This window comes from Paraburkholderia sp. 40 (assembly GCF_050434105.1).
Classification (GTDB): Bacteria; Pseudomonadota; Gammaproteobacteria; order Burkholderiales; family Burkholderiaceae; genus Paraburkholderia; species Paraburkholderia tuberum.
The window spans coordinates 4,486,507-4,502,181 of the sequence record NZ_JBNPVY010000004.1 but is presented as its reverse complement, the minus strand read 5'-3'; the positions used below and the strand labels follow the sequence as shown (position 1 = coordinate 4,502,181).

16 protein-coding genes and 1 pseudogene are annotated in these 15,675 nt (G+C 61.7%); 8 read left to right on the top strand and 9 right to left on the bottom strand.

Annotated features, from left to right (window positions below):
* From OKW28_RS42730 to OKW28_RS42705, 6 genes are all read left to right on the top strand, one after another.
* On the top strand, positions 1–537 hold a 537-nt coding region (locus OKW28_RS42730), incomplete at its 5' end, for a pyridoxal-dependent decarboxylase (protein ID WP_429454392.1).
* Positions 538–812: 275 nt separating this feature from the next.
* Positions 813–1,097 carry a YtcA family lipoprotein gene (locus OKW28_RS42725; RefSeq protein WP_429454390.1) on the top strand — a complete coding sequence of 95 codons (285 nt, stop codon included), beginning with the start codon at positions 813–815 and terminating at the stop codon, positions 1,095–1,097.
* A 19-nt stretch (positions 1,098–1,116) separates the two neighbouring features.
* The gene (gene mdtN, locus OKW28_RS42720) at positions 1,117–2,175 is read left to right on the top strand and encodes a multidrug transporter subunit MdtN (RefSeq protein ID WP_429454388.1); all 1,059 of its coding nucleotides are present in this window, start codon (positions 1,117–1,119) and stop codon (positions 2,173–2,175) included.
* A 9-nt stretch (positions 2,176–2,184) separates the two neighbouring features.
* Positions 2,185–4,290, top strand: a complete 2,106-nt coding sequence (locus OKW28_RS42715) for an FUSC family protein (protein WP_429454386.1) — start codon at positions 2,185–2,187, stop codon at positions 4,288–4,290.
* Positions 4,287–5,192 carry a TolC family protein gene (locus OKW28_RS42710; RefSeq protein WP_429454385.1) on the top strand — a complete coding sequence of 302 codons (906 nt, stop codon included), beginning with the start codon at positions 4,287–4,289 and terminating at the stop codon, positions 5,190–5,192. The genes OKW28_RS42715 and OKW28_RS42710 overlap by 4 nt, the downstream gene beginning before the upstream one ends.
* Positions 5,125–5,778, top strand: a complete 654-nt coding sequence (locus OKW28_RS42705) for a TolC family protein (RefSeq protein ID WP_429454383.1) — start codon at positions 5,125–5,127, stop codon at positions 5,776–5,778. The genes OKW28_RS42710 and OKW28_RS42705 overlap by 68 nt, the downstream gene beginning before the upstream one ends.
* A gap of 18 nt (positions 5,779–5,796) precedes the next feature.
* Here OKW28_RS42705 and OKW28_RS42700 read toward each other — a convergent pair whose 3' ends face one another.
* From OKW28_RS42700 to OKW28_RS42670, 7 genes and pseudogenes are all read right to left on the bottom strand, one after another.
* Positions 5,797–5,952: a hypothetical protein gene (locus tag OKW28_RS42700; protein WP_429454381.1), complete on the bottom strand. Its 156-nt coding sequence runs from the start codon at positions 5,950–5,952 to the stop codon at positions 5,797–5,799.
* A gap of 39 nt (positions 5,953–5,991) precedes the next feature.
* Positions 5,992–6,558, bottom strand: a complete 567-nt coding sequence (locus OKW28_RS42695) for a helix-turn-helix domain-containing protein (RefSeq protein WP_429454379.1) — start codon at positions 6,556–6,558, stop codon at positions 5,992–5,994.
* A gap of 37 nt (positions 6,559–6,595) precedes the next feature.
* Positions 6,596–7,186, bottom strand: a complete 591-nt coding sequence (locus tag OKW28_RS42690) for a PqiC family protein (protein WP_429454377.1) — start codon at positions 7,184–7,186, stop codon at positions 6,596–6,598.
* Positions 7,183–8,805 carry an intermembrane transport protein PqiB gene (locus OKW28_RS42685; RefSeq protein WP_429454375.1) on the bottom strand — a complete coding sequence of 541 codons (1,623 nt, stop codon included), beginning with the start codon at positions 8,803–8,805 and terminating at the stop codon, positions 7,183–7,185. The genes OKW28_RS42690 and OKW28_RS42685 overlap by 4 nt, the downstream gene beginning before the upstream one ends.
* On the bottom strand, positions 8,780–10,072 hold the full coding sequence (locus tag OKW28_RS42680) for a paraquat-inducible protein A (protein WP_429454373.1): 1,293 nt from the start codon (positions 10,070–10,072) through the stop codon (positions 8,780–8,782). The genes OKW28_RS42685 and OKW28_RS42680 overlap by 26 nt, the downstream gene beginning before the upstream one ends.
* Positions 10,073–10,831: 759 nt before the next feature.
* Positions 10,832–11,280: pseudogene (locus OKW28_RS42675) on the bottom strand (DUF4158 domain-containing protein); the annotation flags it as partial.
* Between the two features lie 103 nt (positions 11,281–11,383).
* Complete coding sequence (locus tag OKW28_RS42670) at positions 11,384–11,572, bottom strand: hypothetical protein (protein WP_429454371.1); 189 nt, start codon at positions 11,570–11,572, stop codon at positions 11,384–11,386.
* A 757-nt stretch (positions 11,573–12,329) separates the two neighbouring features.
* Here OKW28_RS42670 and OKW28_RS42665 point away from each other — a divergent pair.
* Positions 12,330–12,917, top strand: coding sequence for a hypothetical protein (locus OKW28_RS42665; protein WP_429454645.1), 588 nt, complete (start codon positions 12,330–12,332; stop codon positions 12,915–12,917).
* Between the two features lie 111 nt (positions 12,918–13,028).
* Here the strand turns inward: OKW28_RS42665 and OKW28_RS42660 are convergent, their stop codons facing one another.
* On the bottom strand, positions 13,029–13,475 hold the full coding sequence (locus tag OKW28_RS42660; protein WP_429454369.1) for a GGDEF domain-containing protein: 447 nt from the start codon (positions 13,473–13,475) through the stop codon (positions 13,029–13,031).
* A gap of 133 nt (positions 13,476–13,608) precedes the next feature.
* Between OKW28_RS42660 and OKW28_RS42655 the strand changes: the two genes are divergently transcribed.
* On the top strand, positions 13,609–14,067 hold the full coding sequence (locus OKW28_RS42655) for a hypothetical protein (RefSeq protein WP_429454367.1): 459 nt from the start codon (positions 13,609–13,611) through the stop codon (positions 14,065–14,067).
* 241 nt (positions 14,068–14,308) lie between these two features.
* Here OKW28_RS42655 and OKW28_RS42650 read toward each other — a convergent pair whose 3' ends face one another.
* A complete protein-coding gene (locus OKW28_RS42650; RefSeq protein ID WP_429454365.1) occupies positions 14,309–15,556 on the bottom strand; it encodes a DUF2252 domain-containing protein in 1,248 nt (415 codons plus the stop codon).
* Between the last annotated feature and the right edge of the window lie 119 nt (positions 15,557–15,675).

Sequence of the window (15,675 nt, the reverse complement as noted above, 5' to 3'; positions counted from 1 at the left end):
CGCAAGGTTTTCAACGAAGATCTCGTGTTCTACGTGAACTACCTGGGCGGTGAAATGCCAACGGCGACGCTGAACTTCAGCCGCAATGGTTTTCAGATCGCCGTCCAGTACTACATGTTTCTGAGGATGGGATTCGATGGTTACAAGCGAATCATGGAACATACTCTGAAAAATGCCGTTGAACTGCGAGAGACGCTTGTGAAGAGCGGCTATTTCATGATCATGAACGAGACTCAGCGCATCCCTGTTGTTGCCGTGACGCTCAACAAGAAATTCACCAACTTCAACGAGTTCGACGTATCGAACAAGGTTCGTGAAAAGGGCTGGATCCTCTCGGCATACACGATGCCTCCAAACGCCACAGATGTGACGAGCCTTCGGGTCGTGGTCCGGCCGCACATCAACCACACTGTGGCGCAACAGTTGGGGCACGACATCATTAGCGCATGCAAATACCTCGAAGAGCACGGCGGAAACGCCACGCCACCAAAGCTGCATGCGCACGCGGCAGAAAAGACGTCACCCGCGAAATGTTGATGCGGGTATTCCGGCGGATGAGCAAGGGTGTCACCAGCGCTGCCTGCGGAGCTCGTTCTGGATCCACAGAACGGGATCAATTCGGACACGCCCGTTACGGTGACCCCTTCAGTGGTCTATAGGGTGACCGGCAGCAATAGTGTGGACAGTTGTTGGCGACAGTGCGTTTTGTGCGTTTCCGTGAACGCGCAACGAACAGCCTGACTGCCTCTGGCACCGGCAGGCTCAGGTTGGTGATCCAGATCCCGCTGCCGCGAGCGACTTTGGAGCGAAGCATGCCGGTCTTCAGAACAATACGTGTGCTGCGTTTTGTCGTCGTTGCCCTGGCGGCTGTCCCTCTGACGGGCGGGTGTGCCTACTCGCCGTCCATCGGGGTGCTCGGCGCGTACTTTCCCGACTGGCTGTTCTGTATCGTCGCCGGCGTCGTGCTCACGGTCGTCATCAATCTGATTCTCAAGCGCTTGCAGGTCGACCATCTGCTGGGGCCTTCAGCCGTGGTATATCCCTCGCTAGTCACCTTCCTTTCACTCGCTGTGTGGCTGATGCTGTTCCAACATTGAATCTCCTCAGGTGGATGCGATGGCGACGACTGCCAGCAGGACATCGAAGAGAAAGTGGCCGGCCATCATCCTGGTGGTGGTAACGCTATTGCTGCTGCTTTTCGTCGTCCGCCAGCTGGACCGCGCGCCTCGCACCGACGACGCCTATGTCTACGCGGATACGATCGACGTCGTGCCCGAGGTCAACGGGCGCATCGTCGAGCTGGCAGTGCACGACAACCAGGCGGTGAAGCAGGGCGATCTGCTGTTTCGCATCGATCCGCGTCCGTACCAGGACGCGCTGGCGCGAGGCCGGGCATCCCTCGTCGCGCTCGACCGTCAGATCGAGCTGACCCAGCGCACGGTCAATGCGCAGCAGTACAACGCGGAGTCGGTGCGTGCGGCCGTCGAGCGCGCGCGAGCCGCAGCCAGTCAGGCGTCCGATACGCTACACCGCACGGAGCCGCTGCTGTCGCACGGCTATGTGTCGGCGGAGGACGTCGACCTTGCGCGCACCGCACAACGCGCCACGCAGGCCGAACTCAGCGCCGCGCAACTGCAGGCGCAGCAGGCGGCAGCGGCTGTGAGCGGTGTCGATGCGCTGGTCGCGCAACGTGCCGTCGTCATCGCCGAGATCTCGACTGCGGAGCTGAACCTCGAATATGCGACCGTGCGGGCGCCGTTCGACGGACGCATCGCGTCGTTGAAGACTTCGACGGGGCAGTTTGCGTCTGCGCTCAAGCCTGTCTTCACATTGATCGACACGCGCCACTGGTACGTGGTCGCAAACTTTCGCGAGACGGAGCTCAAGGGCATCCGGACGGGAACGCCCGCCACGGTCTATTTGATGAGCGATACGGGCCAGCGCTTCCAGGGCACCGTCGATTCGATCAGCTATGGCGTGGCGCCCAATGAAGGCGGCGCTGCCTTGCCCGGCGCGTTGCCGAGCATTCAACGCACGATTAACTGGGTCCACGTCTCGCAGCGCTTCCCGGTGAAGATCCGCGTCGACAATCCGAGCCCGGCGCTGTTTCGCGTCGGCACATCGGCGGTGGCTGTGCTGCACCCCGGGCGCGGCGACGACGGCGAAAGCCGTTGAGGAGCGCCCATGGCCGCCGCCGACTACCTGCCCGTCACGCTGCGCGATGCCGGCGCTTTCCTCGCGCGCGAGCTTGCGCCTTTTCCCGGGCGTCTGAACGTGATGCTGCGTTGCATGCTGACGAGCGCAATCGTGATCGTCGTATCGATGACGCTCGAGGTGCCCTCGCTCGCGCTGTCGCTGGTGGTGGTGTTTTACGTCACGCAGTCGAACGTGGTGCTCACGAGGCTGGTTGGCTTGATGCTCATCGTTGCGTCGACGCTCGCGATCGGTCTGTCGATCCTGTTGCTGAAGTTCACGTTCGACTACCCGTTACTGCGCATCGTCGTCGCGAGTCTGCTGTTCTTCGGCAGCGTGTACCTGATACGGGTGCTGAAAATCGGCGCCGTATTCGTCTTCGTCGCCACCGTCGTCATCTACGTGCAGAGCTTCGTCGACCAGACCGATCAGGCCGACCGGCTGATCCGGGGGGTGCTGTGGGTCTGGGTCGCGGTTAATTATCCGATCGCGCTGACGCTGGTGGTCAATACGGTGCTATTGCCCGTCGAACCGCAGTTGCAACTCAAGGCGGAAATCCATCGGCAACTGACGGCGCTGGAAGCGCGGCTGACGCAACTGATTGACGGCGGCAGGAACGCCGAGCCGATCACGTTGACGGCGGTCCAGCAAGGCGCGCTGACGCTGCAGAAGCTGCTGCGGTTCACGACGATGCGTGACGCGCGCTATCGCGAGCATCAGGCGTTGCTGCTTGCGTGCATCGCGACAGTGTCGCGCCTCTATCGCGGCGCGAGCGAATTGCCCGTCAGCGGGCCGGGCCCCTCGGCGGCGCAGCTTGCGATGCTGCGCGAGTTGCGCGCGAACTGCACGGCGCTCGACGAATCGGTCATGACCGGCGAGCCGTACCGCTACGTGCACAAAGCAACCACTGAAGAACGCGCTGCCGCCGATACGTTTCCCGCCGCAGCCGAATTGCAGCGCGCGCTGCACGCATTCGCCGAGCTGGATACGAGCGGCGCCGCACCCGGCAAACCGCCCGCGAGCGAACCGATGGTCGCGCCCGACGCATGGACCAATCCCGCGTACATGCGCTTTTCGCTGAAGACGCTGCTTGCCGTGCTGGTCTGCTACGTGTTCTACAACGCGGTCGACTGGCAAGGCATTCACACGATCATGCTGACGTGCGTGGCCGTCGCGCTGCCGAGCCTCGGCGCATCGATGCAGCAGGCCTTGCTGCGCGTCGCCGGGGCGGTCATCGGCAGCGCGCTGGCGCTATTCATGGTCGTGTTCGTGATTCCGCACCTCGACGACATCGTCGGCCTGCTGCTGATGACCTTGCCCGTCGTCGCGCTCGCCGCCTGGATATCCGCTGGTTCCGCACGGATCAGCTACGCGGGCGTCCAGCTGATTCTCGCCTTCTCGCTCGCGTTGCTCGAACAGTTCGCGCCGACCAGCGATCTCACTGAAGTCCGCGACCGGATCGTTGGCGTCCTGCTGGGTGTCGGCGTGGCGACCTTCGTGCAGATGTCGTTCTGGCGCGAGGGCGAAGGCGACGCGCTGCGGCAAAAACTCGCGACGATGCTGCGCGCCATCGCCAGGCAGTTGCGCGCGCCACAGGCGGGCATCGAGATACGGGATGAATTGCCCGCTGAGCAGCGCCAGCTGCAGGCATGGGCCACGCTGGCCGACTGCGAGGCGACGTTGTCGCGCGTCGCACTCGAGCCCGGCTGGGAGGAAGGGGAGCCGGCCCAACTGACACTGCGTGCACAAACCGTCCTCGCCCAAGGCCGCGAGATCATGCTCGCCGGCAATGCGCTGAAGAACACGCTGGCGGCACAAGCTGGTTTGGCAAGTCCGCAAATGGACCATGCAGCGCGCGCCGTTCAGGACCAGGCCAGCGCGGAAATCAACCGGTACGCGGACGATCTTGCCGCCAATCCGCCTGTCGCCCACGCGCCCCAACGTATTGGTATCGGCATTGCCGCGCAGCCTCCCGAACCCGCCGACGTGCCGCTCATCGCCGCAGCGGAAAACCTGTCGCGGCAGGTAGCGGGGCTGCCGGACTGGCGCATCGAGGCACCCGTCACGGCGTCCTCTTCGCAGGCCGTACGAACATGAGCGCGCGATCCGGTCCCCGTGTTGGGTCGTGGCGTCGCTGCGCCCTGTGCATCGCGTGGTCGTTGTGCCTCGGCCTGCCGGGTTGCGCGCTGATCCACAAAAACGGTACGCCGTATGCCGAGATTTCGCCCGGGCAGATCAATCTTGCTGACGACATCCATCTTGCGCGAGAAGGTTGGCCCGCGGCACGCTGGTGGGACCGCTATGGCGATGCGCAGCTCGACGCGCTCATCGAACAGGCGCTCGCCGACGCGCCGACGATGCTGATTGCGCGAACCCGCGTCGCGCAGGCGAAGTCGGACGTCGAGCTTGTCAGAGCGGGGTCGAACCTTCAGGTGGTGGCGCTTGCCTCGCTGAATCGAGAGCACGTTTCCGCGAACGGCTTTCTCGGCGCGTACTCGATGAACATACCGGCGATAGGGGCGACGGGCCCCTGGTACACCGAGGGCACCGTCGGACTTGGGGCAAGTCTGAACGTCGATATCTGGGGCAAGCAGCGCGCGCAGGTCGCCGCGGCGCTCGGCGTGAGCAATGCGCGGCTTGCCGAGACGTCCGCCGTCGAACTCGAAATCTCGACCGACGTCGCGCAGCTGTACTACGGCATTCAGACGACTTACCAGCTTATCGATTTGCTGAACGAATCGCACGAGGTAGCGGTGTTCTCCGTGGAAACACACAACGCGCGCGCGGTGCGCGGCCTGGAGCCCCAAACCCAGTTCGAGGAAGCCCGTGCGCAGCAACTCGCCATCGAACGGCAGATCGTTTCGGCGCAAGACCAGATACGGCAGTTTCGCGAATCGTTGCGAGCGTTGGTCGGCGCGGGACCCCAACGGCTTGCCTCCGATCGAGTCCGTTGCGTTGCCGCGCCCGCAAGCGGCCTTGCCCGCGACGCTTTCTTATGAACTCCTTGCCCGGCGGCCCGATCTTCAGGCGATGCGCTGGTACGTGGAGGCATCGTTCGACCGGATCGACGCAGCGAAAGCGGCGTTCTATCCGAGTTTCGACATCACGGCATTCTTCGGCCTCAATGCGTTGCACCTCGCCGACCTCTTCACGCATGCAAGCCAGCAAATCAGCCTGATTCCTGGCCTGTCCTTGCCGATCTTCGATGGCGGCCAGCTCAACGCGAACCTGAGCGGCGCACGTGAGGGCAGCAACCTGTTGATCGAGCAGTACAACCAGGCCGTCCTCAATGCGGTACGCGATGTCGCGCAGACGGGCAGCAGTCTGCAAGCCCTCGATGCGGAGACCGGGTTGCAGCAGCAACGGATCGAATCCGTTGCGTTCGTACGAGACAGCGTTGAAGCGCACTATCAACGAGGGCTGACCAGCCGCCTGGCGGCGCTCCAGGCGCGGCAGCCTGTGATCGCCGAACAGATGACGCTGCTCACGCTCAACGCTCAGATGCTCGGTCAGGAGATTGCATTGACGAAGGCGCTCGGCGGCGGCTATCGCGCCGATCCGCCCGTCGAACTGAAGCCGCGTTGAACGGCGCGCTGACAGGATTCAGAACTGCTGTGTGCGTAGCGACTCGAATTCCGCGCGGCACACGTCTCCAAACTTGGCGAGGATGTCGATCGAGCCATCCGCGAGCATCGCGCGAATCTCGATGAAGGACTTGTCCGGCGCAAGGTAAGTGTCGACGATCTTGCGTCCGATCACGTCGTCTTCTGTTGATGTTCGTTAATTATGCTAGCCAGTTCACAGCAATTTGCGCTCTGCGTAGCAGAGCGACACTCCAAGCGTTTTCAGCGCGTCAATGTGCCGCTGCATGTCGTCGTACACATCGAACTTCTGTGTCTCGGAATTAAGATCGCTGCAATCGCGATACTCACGCATGTAGTTGACCAGCGCAGCAAACTCTTCGTCAGCTTCGCGAGTCAGCTCGAAAGCCGGGGTGGAGAGATCCATGCTGTGTATCTCGGCAAGCTTCGCCAGTTGCTTTCCGGTCTGAAGGGGGAGTGCCTTGAGGGCGATGTGCTCTCGATCAAACTTCTCTTTCGCCGCCTGCAGCTCCTCGGCCGTGGGAATGGAGAACGGCTTGTTCAGCGCATCGATATCCTCGAACCCGAAAGCTCGTGCGATCGCGCGACGCGTGTCGAAACCGGAGGCATCGCCACGTTCGACACGCTGGATTGTCCGCACGCTCAAGCCGGAAAGGTCTGCAAGCTGCTTCTGCGACCATTGCCGGCTCTCGCGATAGAACTTGACCACTACGGCGAGTTCGCCTTCGGTCAGCAGGCGCGGCTGGGTCCTGGTTTGTTCCAAGGTTGGCAGCGCCTGCGAAGCCGCACGTCCGCGCCAGTCAACGCAACAAGTTCTTCAGGATTGCCGCTGCGATATCCCGACTCACCAAACCCAGCGCATGATCGTGGGCGGCGACAAGCGCGTCGTAAGCCTGCCCTTGTGCAGGCACGCGTGCGAGCGTGTGCCCGGCGATCGGAGTAGCCTTCCCTGGAGGCCAGATCGTCCACAGTGCGTCGATAGTCGCCGTGTCCCCCGGTACGGAATCGAATTGCATCACGTCAACGCGAACTCGCCATATCGGCACGCCACCCGAGTCCGCCGCGTATACGCTTACCTGTTCGGAGCCAAGCAGCACCGCCAGATTTCCAGCGATAGTTCGCTGGATATTGCCCTTCAGCGGCTCGGCCCAGCGCTGGAACTCGTTAGGCCACACCTGATTGTCGGCAAGGCTTACGACGATTTGCTGCCGGTCAACTAGTTGTGGAATCGTGACCGGGTTCACCACGACATATAACGGCACCGAAGTTCCCATGGTAATGAGTGTCGCGTCCGGCTTCAGCCGGTAGAAGTTAGACGCGGGTGAGCTGCCGCAGCCGCCAAGCGACATTGTAAACAGGACCAGAACGAATGGCACAAGGGCGCGTGTCACGGCTGGGTCTCCTTCTGCTTGCCGCGAATCAACGCTTCCGGATGCTGCTCCAGATAATCGGCAAGCGTCCGGAAGGCCGTCGCTGTGCGCGAAAGTTCCTGTACCGCATCGTTCGCGTTCTGCTGCAGGGCCGAGTCCGGCTGCAGCGCATTGTTGGCCGAGTCAAGCGCCGCGTGGGCCGCGGCGAGTGTGCCGTGCGCCTGCGGGACAACCTCGGCGTCGAGTTGGTCGAGCAGCGTCTTCGCACTCGACAGCGTCTGTTGCGTATTCTTGCCAATCGCTTCAAACGGAATCGTGTTCAGCTTCGCCAGGAGTTCCGTGACGTTGTCCTGAAGCCGCTGCAGGTTACCGGGTATGGTCGGCAGCTCAGGAGGTGATGACGCCCAGTTCACCGTGGCTTTTGGCGCGTTGGGAAAGAATTCGGCGGTCAGGTACAGTTGCCCGGTCAGCAGATTGCCCGTTTTAAGCTGGAGACGCATTCCCTTTGCGACGAGGTGCTCCAGCAGCGCGTGAGGATCGTTGCTCAGGGTGCCGCCGGCGCCAGTGCCCGTGTTGGTCTTATAGTGGGACGCGAAGAGTTCCGGATACAGATTGATTTCCACTGGAATGGTCAACCTCTCCGTCTTGGAATCAAAATTTGTATAGATCGCTGTCACTTCGCCAACCACAATGCCACGGAAGTCGACCGGCGCGCCCACGGTCAATCCACGAATCGATTCCGTGAAGTTCACAACGTACTTTTCGACGACGTGATAGTGCGCCTTCATCGCGTCAGCCCGATCTGGGAACAACGTAAAGGTTGAGTCGCTCGCAGCGACGGCCTCGTCGACCGCGCCCGGCAGCGACTCGAATGCCACGCCGCCGATCATGATCGACACGAGCGACTGCGAGTTCACCTGGATGCCATTCGCCCCGACTGTCACGTCGACGCCGCTTGCGTGCCAGAAGCGAGTATCCGCAAGAACGAACCTGTCATACGGCGAGTTGATAAATACGCGCAGCGTCACACCGTGTCCATCAGGATCGAGCTTGTAGCTGGATATCTGTCCGACCTGCAGCCGTCGGAAGAACACCGGCGTGCCGGCATCGAGCGAGCCCATATTCGTGCTTTTCAGGACGAATTCGCGCCCCGGCACATCATTCGTGATCACCGGCGGGACTTCGAGACCGATGAAGTCGCGACGTCCGGTCTTCGATTTGCCTATGTCCATTTCAATGTAGGAGCCGGACAGAAGCGTGCCGATGCCGGACACTGTCCCGCCGGATATGCGTGGGCGGACGACCCAGAAGCGGGTGTCGTCGACGAGCAGTTTCGTCGCATTTTTGTTGATGTCCGCGGACGCGATGACTCGCGTGCTATCGGGGGTCAACGTTACGGTCTTGATGACCCCGATATCGACGTTCTTGAGCTTGATCTTCGTCTTGCCCGCCTCAATACCGTCAGCGGTTGCGAAGCCGATCGTGATCGTTGGCCCCTTCTCGATAACCGCCTTGACAGCGAGCCACCCTCCGATCAGGACCGCGAGGATGGGTACGAGCCACACTACTTGCAGGCGCCAGTGCGACCGCGGCACAGGCTCCGCGTCGGGAAAATCAGGCTTTTTCTCGAGTCCTGACATGATCTTGCTCCACTTCGTCCCATATCAGGCGGGAATCGAACGCCATCGCCGCGAACATCGTCAGCACCACCACTGCGCCAAATGCGATTGCCGCATTACCGGCCTGGATCGTCGCAAGTGCCCGGAACTGCACGAGCGCGACGAGCATCGTGATCACGTAGATGTCGAGCATCGACCAGCGCCCCACAAACTCGACCATTCGATAGATCCGTGTGCGCTCGACGGCGTGCCAGCGCGAGTGCATCTGCGTCGAGATCGTCAGGTATCCGAGTGCGAGGATCTTGAGCATCGGAATAGCGATGCTGGCGACGAACACGACGATCGCCAGCGGCCAGGATCCGGATGTCCAGAGGTAGACGACGCCAGAGAGGATCGTGTCGTTCTCTGTCCCGAAGAGCGAGTTCGTGTACATCACAGGCAACATGTTGGCTGGGATATACATCACAATCGCGGCAATCAGGAAGGCCCACGTGCGCGACAGGCTTGCTGGCTTGCGCAGGTGCACCGTCGCACCACAGCGAGGGCAGTGGAACGCGTGAGCATTAACGACCTGCGCGCTTGCGAGCAGTCCACAATCGTGACACCGCGCGAGACCGCATCGTGCTGCGGTAACCGCACCTTGCAGTGACGCCTCGTCCAGGCCTGGCTCCGCGCCCGTGTGCTCAACGGCGGTGACGCGCGACCACAGGTTGCGCGAGTCGAAAGCTGATCCGGCCGCCGCCAATACGAACACAAGTAGCCCAAACGACCACAGCGCGGGGCCCACCACCACGCCTGCGATCGCGGACAACTTCACGAGCGCAACCAGCAAACCGAGGATCAGTACTTCGGTCATTCCCCAAGGCTGGCAGAGATGGCACAGCCGGAATATGGCCGGACCGCCCCACGGTGCACGGTCAAACTTGAGTGGTATTAGTAGCCATAGCATGCTCACCGTCTGCAAGATCGGCATCAGGACCGTGGTTGCAAACACCAGTCCCGCAATTGGCCACTTCCCATCGTCGTACAGCGCGCTCACAGCGCCCAGGAGTGTCGTCTCAACGACAGTCCCATTAACCGACAGACCGACAATCGGATACACGTTCGAAATTGCGAAGAGTACAACTGCGGCGATGGACAGCGCGAGTCCGCGATCGAGGCTGTTGGGGAGTTCGCGCCACAGCGGGGCCCGGCAGCGCCGGCATCGCAAGCCGCCGCCCTCCGGCACAGCCACCTCCCGCTGCAGGAGATCGCAGTCGTGGCAGGCGATGAGTTTCCCGTGATCCATTCGGTCACCTGTGAAACAGGTTGCGAAACCGCGGCTTGCGGTTGCGACTGTCCGCTCTCCCGCGCCGGCACGGTCATCTGCTCAACCAGGGCCACCCAAACGCCAGATCAGAACCCTCGGGTGCGCATGGTGCGGCAGCGTCAGCGCACCGTCATCCTGGGTGTCTTCGCCCCCCAACTTCCGAACCGGCCATCAGCCCGTTCTGATCGAAGATGAGCCCATAACGTTTCCTTCAGTTGCCAACTGTCTGTTGAATACAGTCCCCCACCCATGCCCGTCACGACGACGGTCCACGTGGCTGTCCGGCTCAAGTTTGGTTAGCGGTCTGGTCTATCGCAATGAGACCTTGGTCTCATATCGATCTCGACGAGAAGCGTGCCTTCAGTGCAGCGCGTGCGCTCCGGAGCGTCTTGATCAGGCTCGTGTCGTTGAAGGCCAATAAAAAAGGACTGAGGCGAGCGTGGCCAACTCCGTCAAAGTGATAGTTCTGGGGTTGATCGCACAGGCTGATCGCCAACGAGAACTGAGCCCGATCATGAGCTGAGCGCAAGCAGGGCTAGCGTAGGCCTTTCTCATCGAGCGAAAGCAGGTTTGCTGCGGCGATTCGCTCCAGTGACCGTGACATGGAAGAGCCACGCTCCGTGCTTAAGGAAATGACTTTCCGAGCGCCGCTCACGGCTCCTTGCAGATACTGTCGCGGCGCAAATGCTGGCGCAAACCTTTATTCGACAGTTCTTACCTACCGTGGCCGCCGCATTACAACCATTGTCGGGCACGAACGAGCAACTTCACGGTCAGCGCATCGGCCTACCTCGTCCCGCAGTTCTCGCACCAGGGCGCGGCGCTGGACGCTCGCTCATCCATCCGAATCCAAGGGACTCGCAGGCAACTTGCTGGTGGTCGAACAGGGTACGGCCGCGGCCATACATCGCGCGCAACGTTGCGAGTTCCGGGGCGTCGATGCCGAGCTCGCCGCTGAGGTGGCGCCATAGCACCGATGGGATGACGCGAAAAGCGTCGAGCAGACGCCCGCTCATGCGCAGGAAGCCGATGTGCAGCGCCAGGCCAAGCTTCAGTCGGTTGCCGCGCCGCGCCGCGATCAGTTCGCGCTCGGCCGGGCTGAAGGTAAAGAAGGCCTGCAACTCGAAGGTGCTGAGCTCGCGCGGCAGCTCCCGCATGCCCAGGTACGTCGTCTGCCAGCCCTGCATCGCGCGCCTCCGTCGGTGGGACGTTCACGATACGCCGTAAAAAAGCGAACAGCAACGTCAACAGAATCAATGGCTTACTACCTGACCCCTGCCCCTCGCGTCCTTACTGGCTTTGCGTACCGTCACTCATTGCACTGATACCACCCCCGACGAAAAAGAATGCGAGAACCGCACCCTGAAGGCCCGAGTCCAGGACGGGTTCATCATCCATCGTCGCAGAGAGGTCCCGCTGATCGCGCTCGTTTTGCTGGCCGGCTTGGTACAACCACGAGTTATCTTCTCGATTGCTCATTAGCTTCTCCTCTCCAGGCGAGTCTAGGTTGATCAATACCCAGGGTATCAGGCGGGCTTCAATTCACAAACGCATTGCAACACGTTAGCGAACCCTGACGGCTGCGATTTAGGCATCCACGGAGGTCGATGCTGCATGGACCAGGACCAAAGTCCGATGTCCGCCGTCCCTCGCACGGGCTACGCTGGAGGAGCGATACACAATCGTCAGTGTCGACGCGTCCGTACTGTCATGTCTGCCCCCGAGACCACCTTGAACGGGCTCCACGAAACGAGACCCACAATGACCGACGCACCACGCCCCGAAAACAAAAACGAAAGCAGGAACCAGGCGCCTGTCACCGGATCGCGCGGTGTTTTCCCTCGCCCAGTGGCTGCCTGCCTACCGGCCGCACTGGCTGGCGCTCGACGCCATTGCCGGCGTGACCGTGGCGGCCGACGGCATTCCGGTGTTGCTTGCCTACGCAACGCTGGCCGGAGGCGACCCGGTGCGGTTCGGCCCCATTTGCGTTTATGGTCCCGCCCGCCGGTCTTCCCCGGGAGGAATACAGCATCAGACAGCGAATGAGCGCGCCTGGCACCAGCCCGATACCGACGCCATCTCAGGCGCATCAGATCAGTCTGCGGGCGAGCCGTGGATCCCGTCGGTCCGGAACTGTCGATGCTCCTGCGTTTCTCGGAGCGGTGCACGACACAGCGTGTTCCGCGTACGTCCAGACCGGCTGCAGAGAAGCTTCATCGTTGCAAAGGAGAGCTCTATGAAGAACATGAAATTTCTGGTCATTGCCGCCCTGGCGGCCATCCCGCCAGCCGCATGGGCACAGCCACAAAGCGTGGAAGTGACGAAAGCGCCGGGCCAGGCCACCATAAAGGGCACCACCCGGGTGACGGCCACGGTGCAGAACATCGATCCCGCGACGAGAACCGTGCTGCTGAAACCCCAGAACGGCAAGATCGTCGAAGTGCAGGTTGGGGAAGAGGCGCGCAACTTCGACCAGCTCAAGGTGGGCGACGTCGTCACGGCCGTTTACCGGCAATCGCTCACCCTGAGCCTCCAGAAAAACGTCGGCGCAACAGCCTCAACCGAAGAGCAGCCGATGATGGAGCGCGCACCCAAGGGTGGTAAGCCCGGTGGCACCGTGGGTCGGCAAGTAACGATCGTCGCCGACGTCGTCGCGGTCAACCCCAATAGCAGGACCGTCACGTTGAAAGGCCCCAAGGGCAACACGGTAGACCTGAAGGTCGAAGATCCTGCGCAGTTCGCCAACATCAAAAAGGGTGATCAGGTGCAAGCGGTGTACACCGAAGCGCTCGCCATTTCCGTAGAGCCAGCCGTCAAGAAGTAGCGGCCCTCGCCAGCCGCCACGTTCGCGCGCGGCGGCTGGCTTGAAGGTTCGGCATGCATCCGGTCTCCGATGCGGGTGTTGCGTGGTCGCTTCAGCCGCAAGACACCCGCTTCAGGCGATCACGACCGCGTTGCGGCCGGCCCGCTTTGCGCCATACATCGCCGAGTCGGCTCGAACGATGACCGCTGCCAACGATTCGCCCTTGGTGCTTGTTGCGACGCCAGTTGACAGCGTCACTCCGTGCAGCTGCATTCCCTCAGCAGCCATGCGTATCCGCTCCGCAACACGCCTTCCGTTTTCCGGCTTCGTCCTGGGGAGAAGCACGACGAACTCATCGCCACCCCACCGACACGCGAGGTCCCATCCACGGATACTGCCCTTGATCGCGTCAACGACGCCTTGCAGGACGAGGTCCCCGGTGTGATGTGCGAGCGTGTCGTTCACGCTCTTGAACCGATCGCAGTCGATGGCCCAGCAGTGTGTTGAACCACCCGTCCTGGAAACGTCCATACTCGGACTCGAAGGCGGCGCGTCGCATAAGTCCGGTGAGCTTGTCATTACGGGCATCTTCGTAGAGCACGCCGACCATGCTGTTGAGCGCATTCAGGGAGAAGGCGTTGCACGCGTCGGACCTTGCTATCTCTTCCACCAGAACATGCGTGTGCGTGGCCGCGTCCGCATATTGCACGTTGTGCCGGACAATGCCGTCGATGACACCAACGCTGATCGCGTCACCGACCCCGAGAAGGTTATTCCTCTCGTCGAGAGCGGGTGGCTGGATCCTGATACGTCCGCCGTCGCGCAGATAAACCACGGCACCGCGCTCGCCGCGCGTGACAAACAGAGTCGCGTTGGCGATGCCGACGCCGCTGTTTCGTGGGGCCCGGGCTTGCGCTGGGGGATCATGGGGCCGAGTCTTCTGTATCACCTCGGCGGCGGTCAGGGCGGTATCGAGCATTTCTTCGATCAGTTCACCGGTCCACTGACGGCCTGGTGGCATGTGCTCGGAACGCCAGAACTCACTCCGGACGTGCGTGCGACCATCATTAAAGGCGTACATGAGGAGGCCCAGTCGCGCTCGCAGCAGGAACTCGCGACTTATCTCGATGAGGTTCTGATGGGGCTGCTTCGGCTGCGAGATAAGGAGTGATGCCGTCGTCGAAAACACCAGCGGTCGCGACCTTCTGCTCTCGTACAAGGGGCGGCAGCATCACCGTAACCGTGCCGGCCAATGTGCCGGTCGTGACCTTCGCGCCGGCAACGTGCGCTGACCTGACGCCGGGCCCGGATCAGAAGCCACAAATTGCGCCACCGGTATTTCTTTTCTTGCCGTTGATGCCAGGCGAAGCAGCAATTGCGAGTGCGCAAAAACCGATGGGGGTGCTCCAAACTCAATCACGAATGACCTGGATGCGTCCTGCCTTGACTGCTGCTTTCAAAACCGTCCAGTCTGCCTCATTCTGTTCCGCATAAGCGAGGCCGAATCGCTCGATGGCCTCGTCGAATGCACTCGACTTTCCAACATATCCGCTGAGCAACGCGGGGTCCCCCGCTTTCGCCATCGAATGGGCGAGCACGTGAGCGCAGGAAACCGCATATTCGCCGAGATCTTCAACGTCGAAACTGGTGAAGTCGAACGCGCCCTTCATGTCGCGCAATTGCCGCACGTAGAAGTCATTGCCCGTGTGGTGCAGCTTCGACCATCCGAGAAAAATGTCGCTGGCCGATTGCAGCAGACGCTGCCCGTTCACCACACGCTGACCGTGATTGGAATACCGACTCGGCGGCAGGTAACCCTCCAGTACGGAAGCCCGCGCCTCCTTGAGTTGAAGGAACAGTGGACACTGTCCGTCGGCCATGAAAAGCGCCTCGTAGCAGCGCGTCCCCACCGACCCAATACCCACCACGCGAATGGCGACATCCACCAGTTCATAGCGATCGAACAATGCGCGCCTGTCATCGGGGAGGGTCAAACGATAGTCGGCGAAGAAATGCCGGACCAGCGCATCGTACTGCGCGTGATCGCGCGGGCTCGCCAGTGGGACGTGATACACGAGCGGCGGAACGTCCTTGATGCGCAGCTTGCCATTGACAAGCTCGGTTACATGAGTCGTCACGGAACGCGACGACTGCTGCCGCGCCTTGTCGATGACGGCCAGTTCTTTTCTTCTTTCCTCCGTCGAATCGGCAATGGCCAACATGCTCGCGGCCTTGAACTGGTAGTACCAGACGTCGAGCGTGTCCATCCGGCTGAACTCGGCGATCCGTTGCCGGAACGTCTCGCATAGCCGGCGCACCACGCCGCGCTGATCACGCGTCGCAAGTCCGCGTTCACGCGCGGCAATCACGAACGATGTGGCCAGTCTGCGCATATCCCAGTCAAATGGGCCGGGTAGTGTTTCGTCGAAGTCGTTGGGTCCGAAAAGAATGCGCCGCTCCGGGCTCGCAAACAGTCCGAAATTGGCCAGATGCGCATCGCCGCCCAGTTGCACGATCAGGTTGGAATGCGGCAGTTTCGACAGGTCGTATGCCATCAGCGGCGCGGCGCCGCGATAGAAGGCGAATGGATTCGCGACCATACGTCCGTAGCGAATGGGTATCAGCTCAGTCACCCGGCCCACGTTGGACGCGTCGAGCAATGCGATGGGATCGCGATTGTCGATCTTGCAGTCCGCCAGCTTCGCGCGCGGCACCTTTCTGCGTGCCGCCTTGCCCTGCTCGATGCGCGACGTCAACGAGCCACGCCCCGCAAACAGCG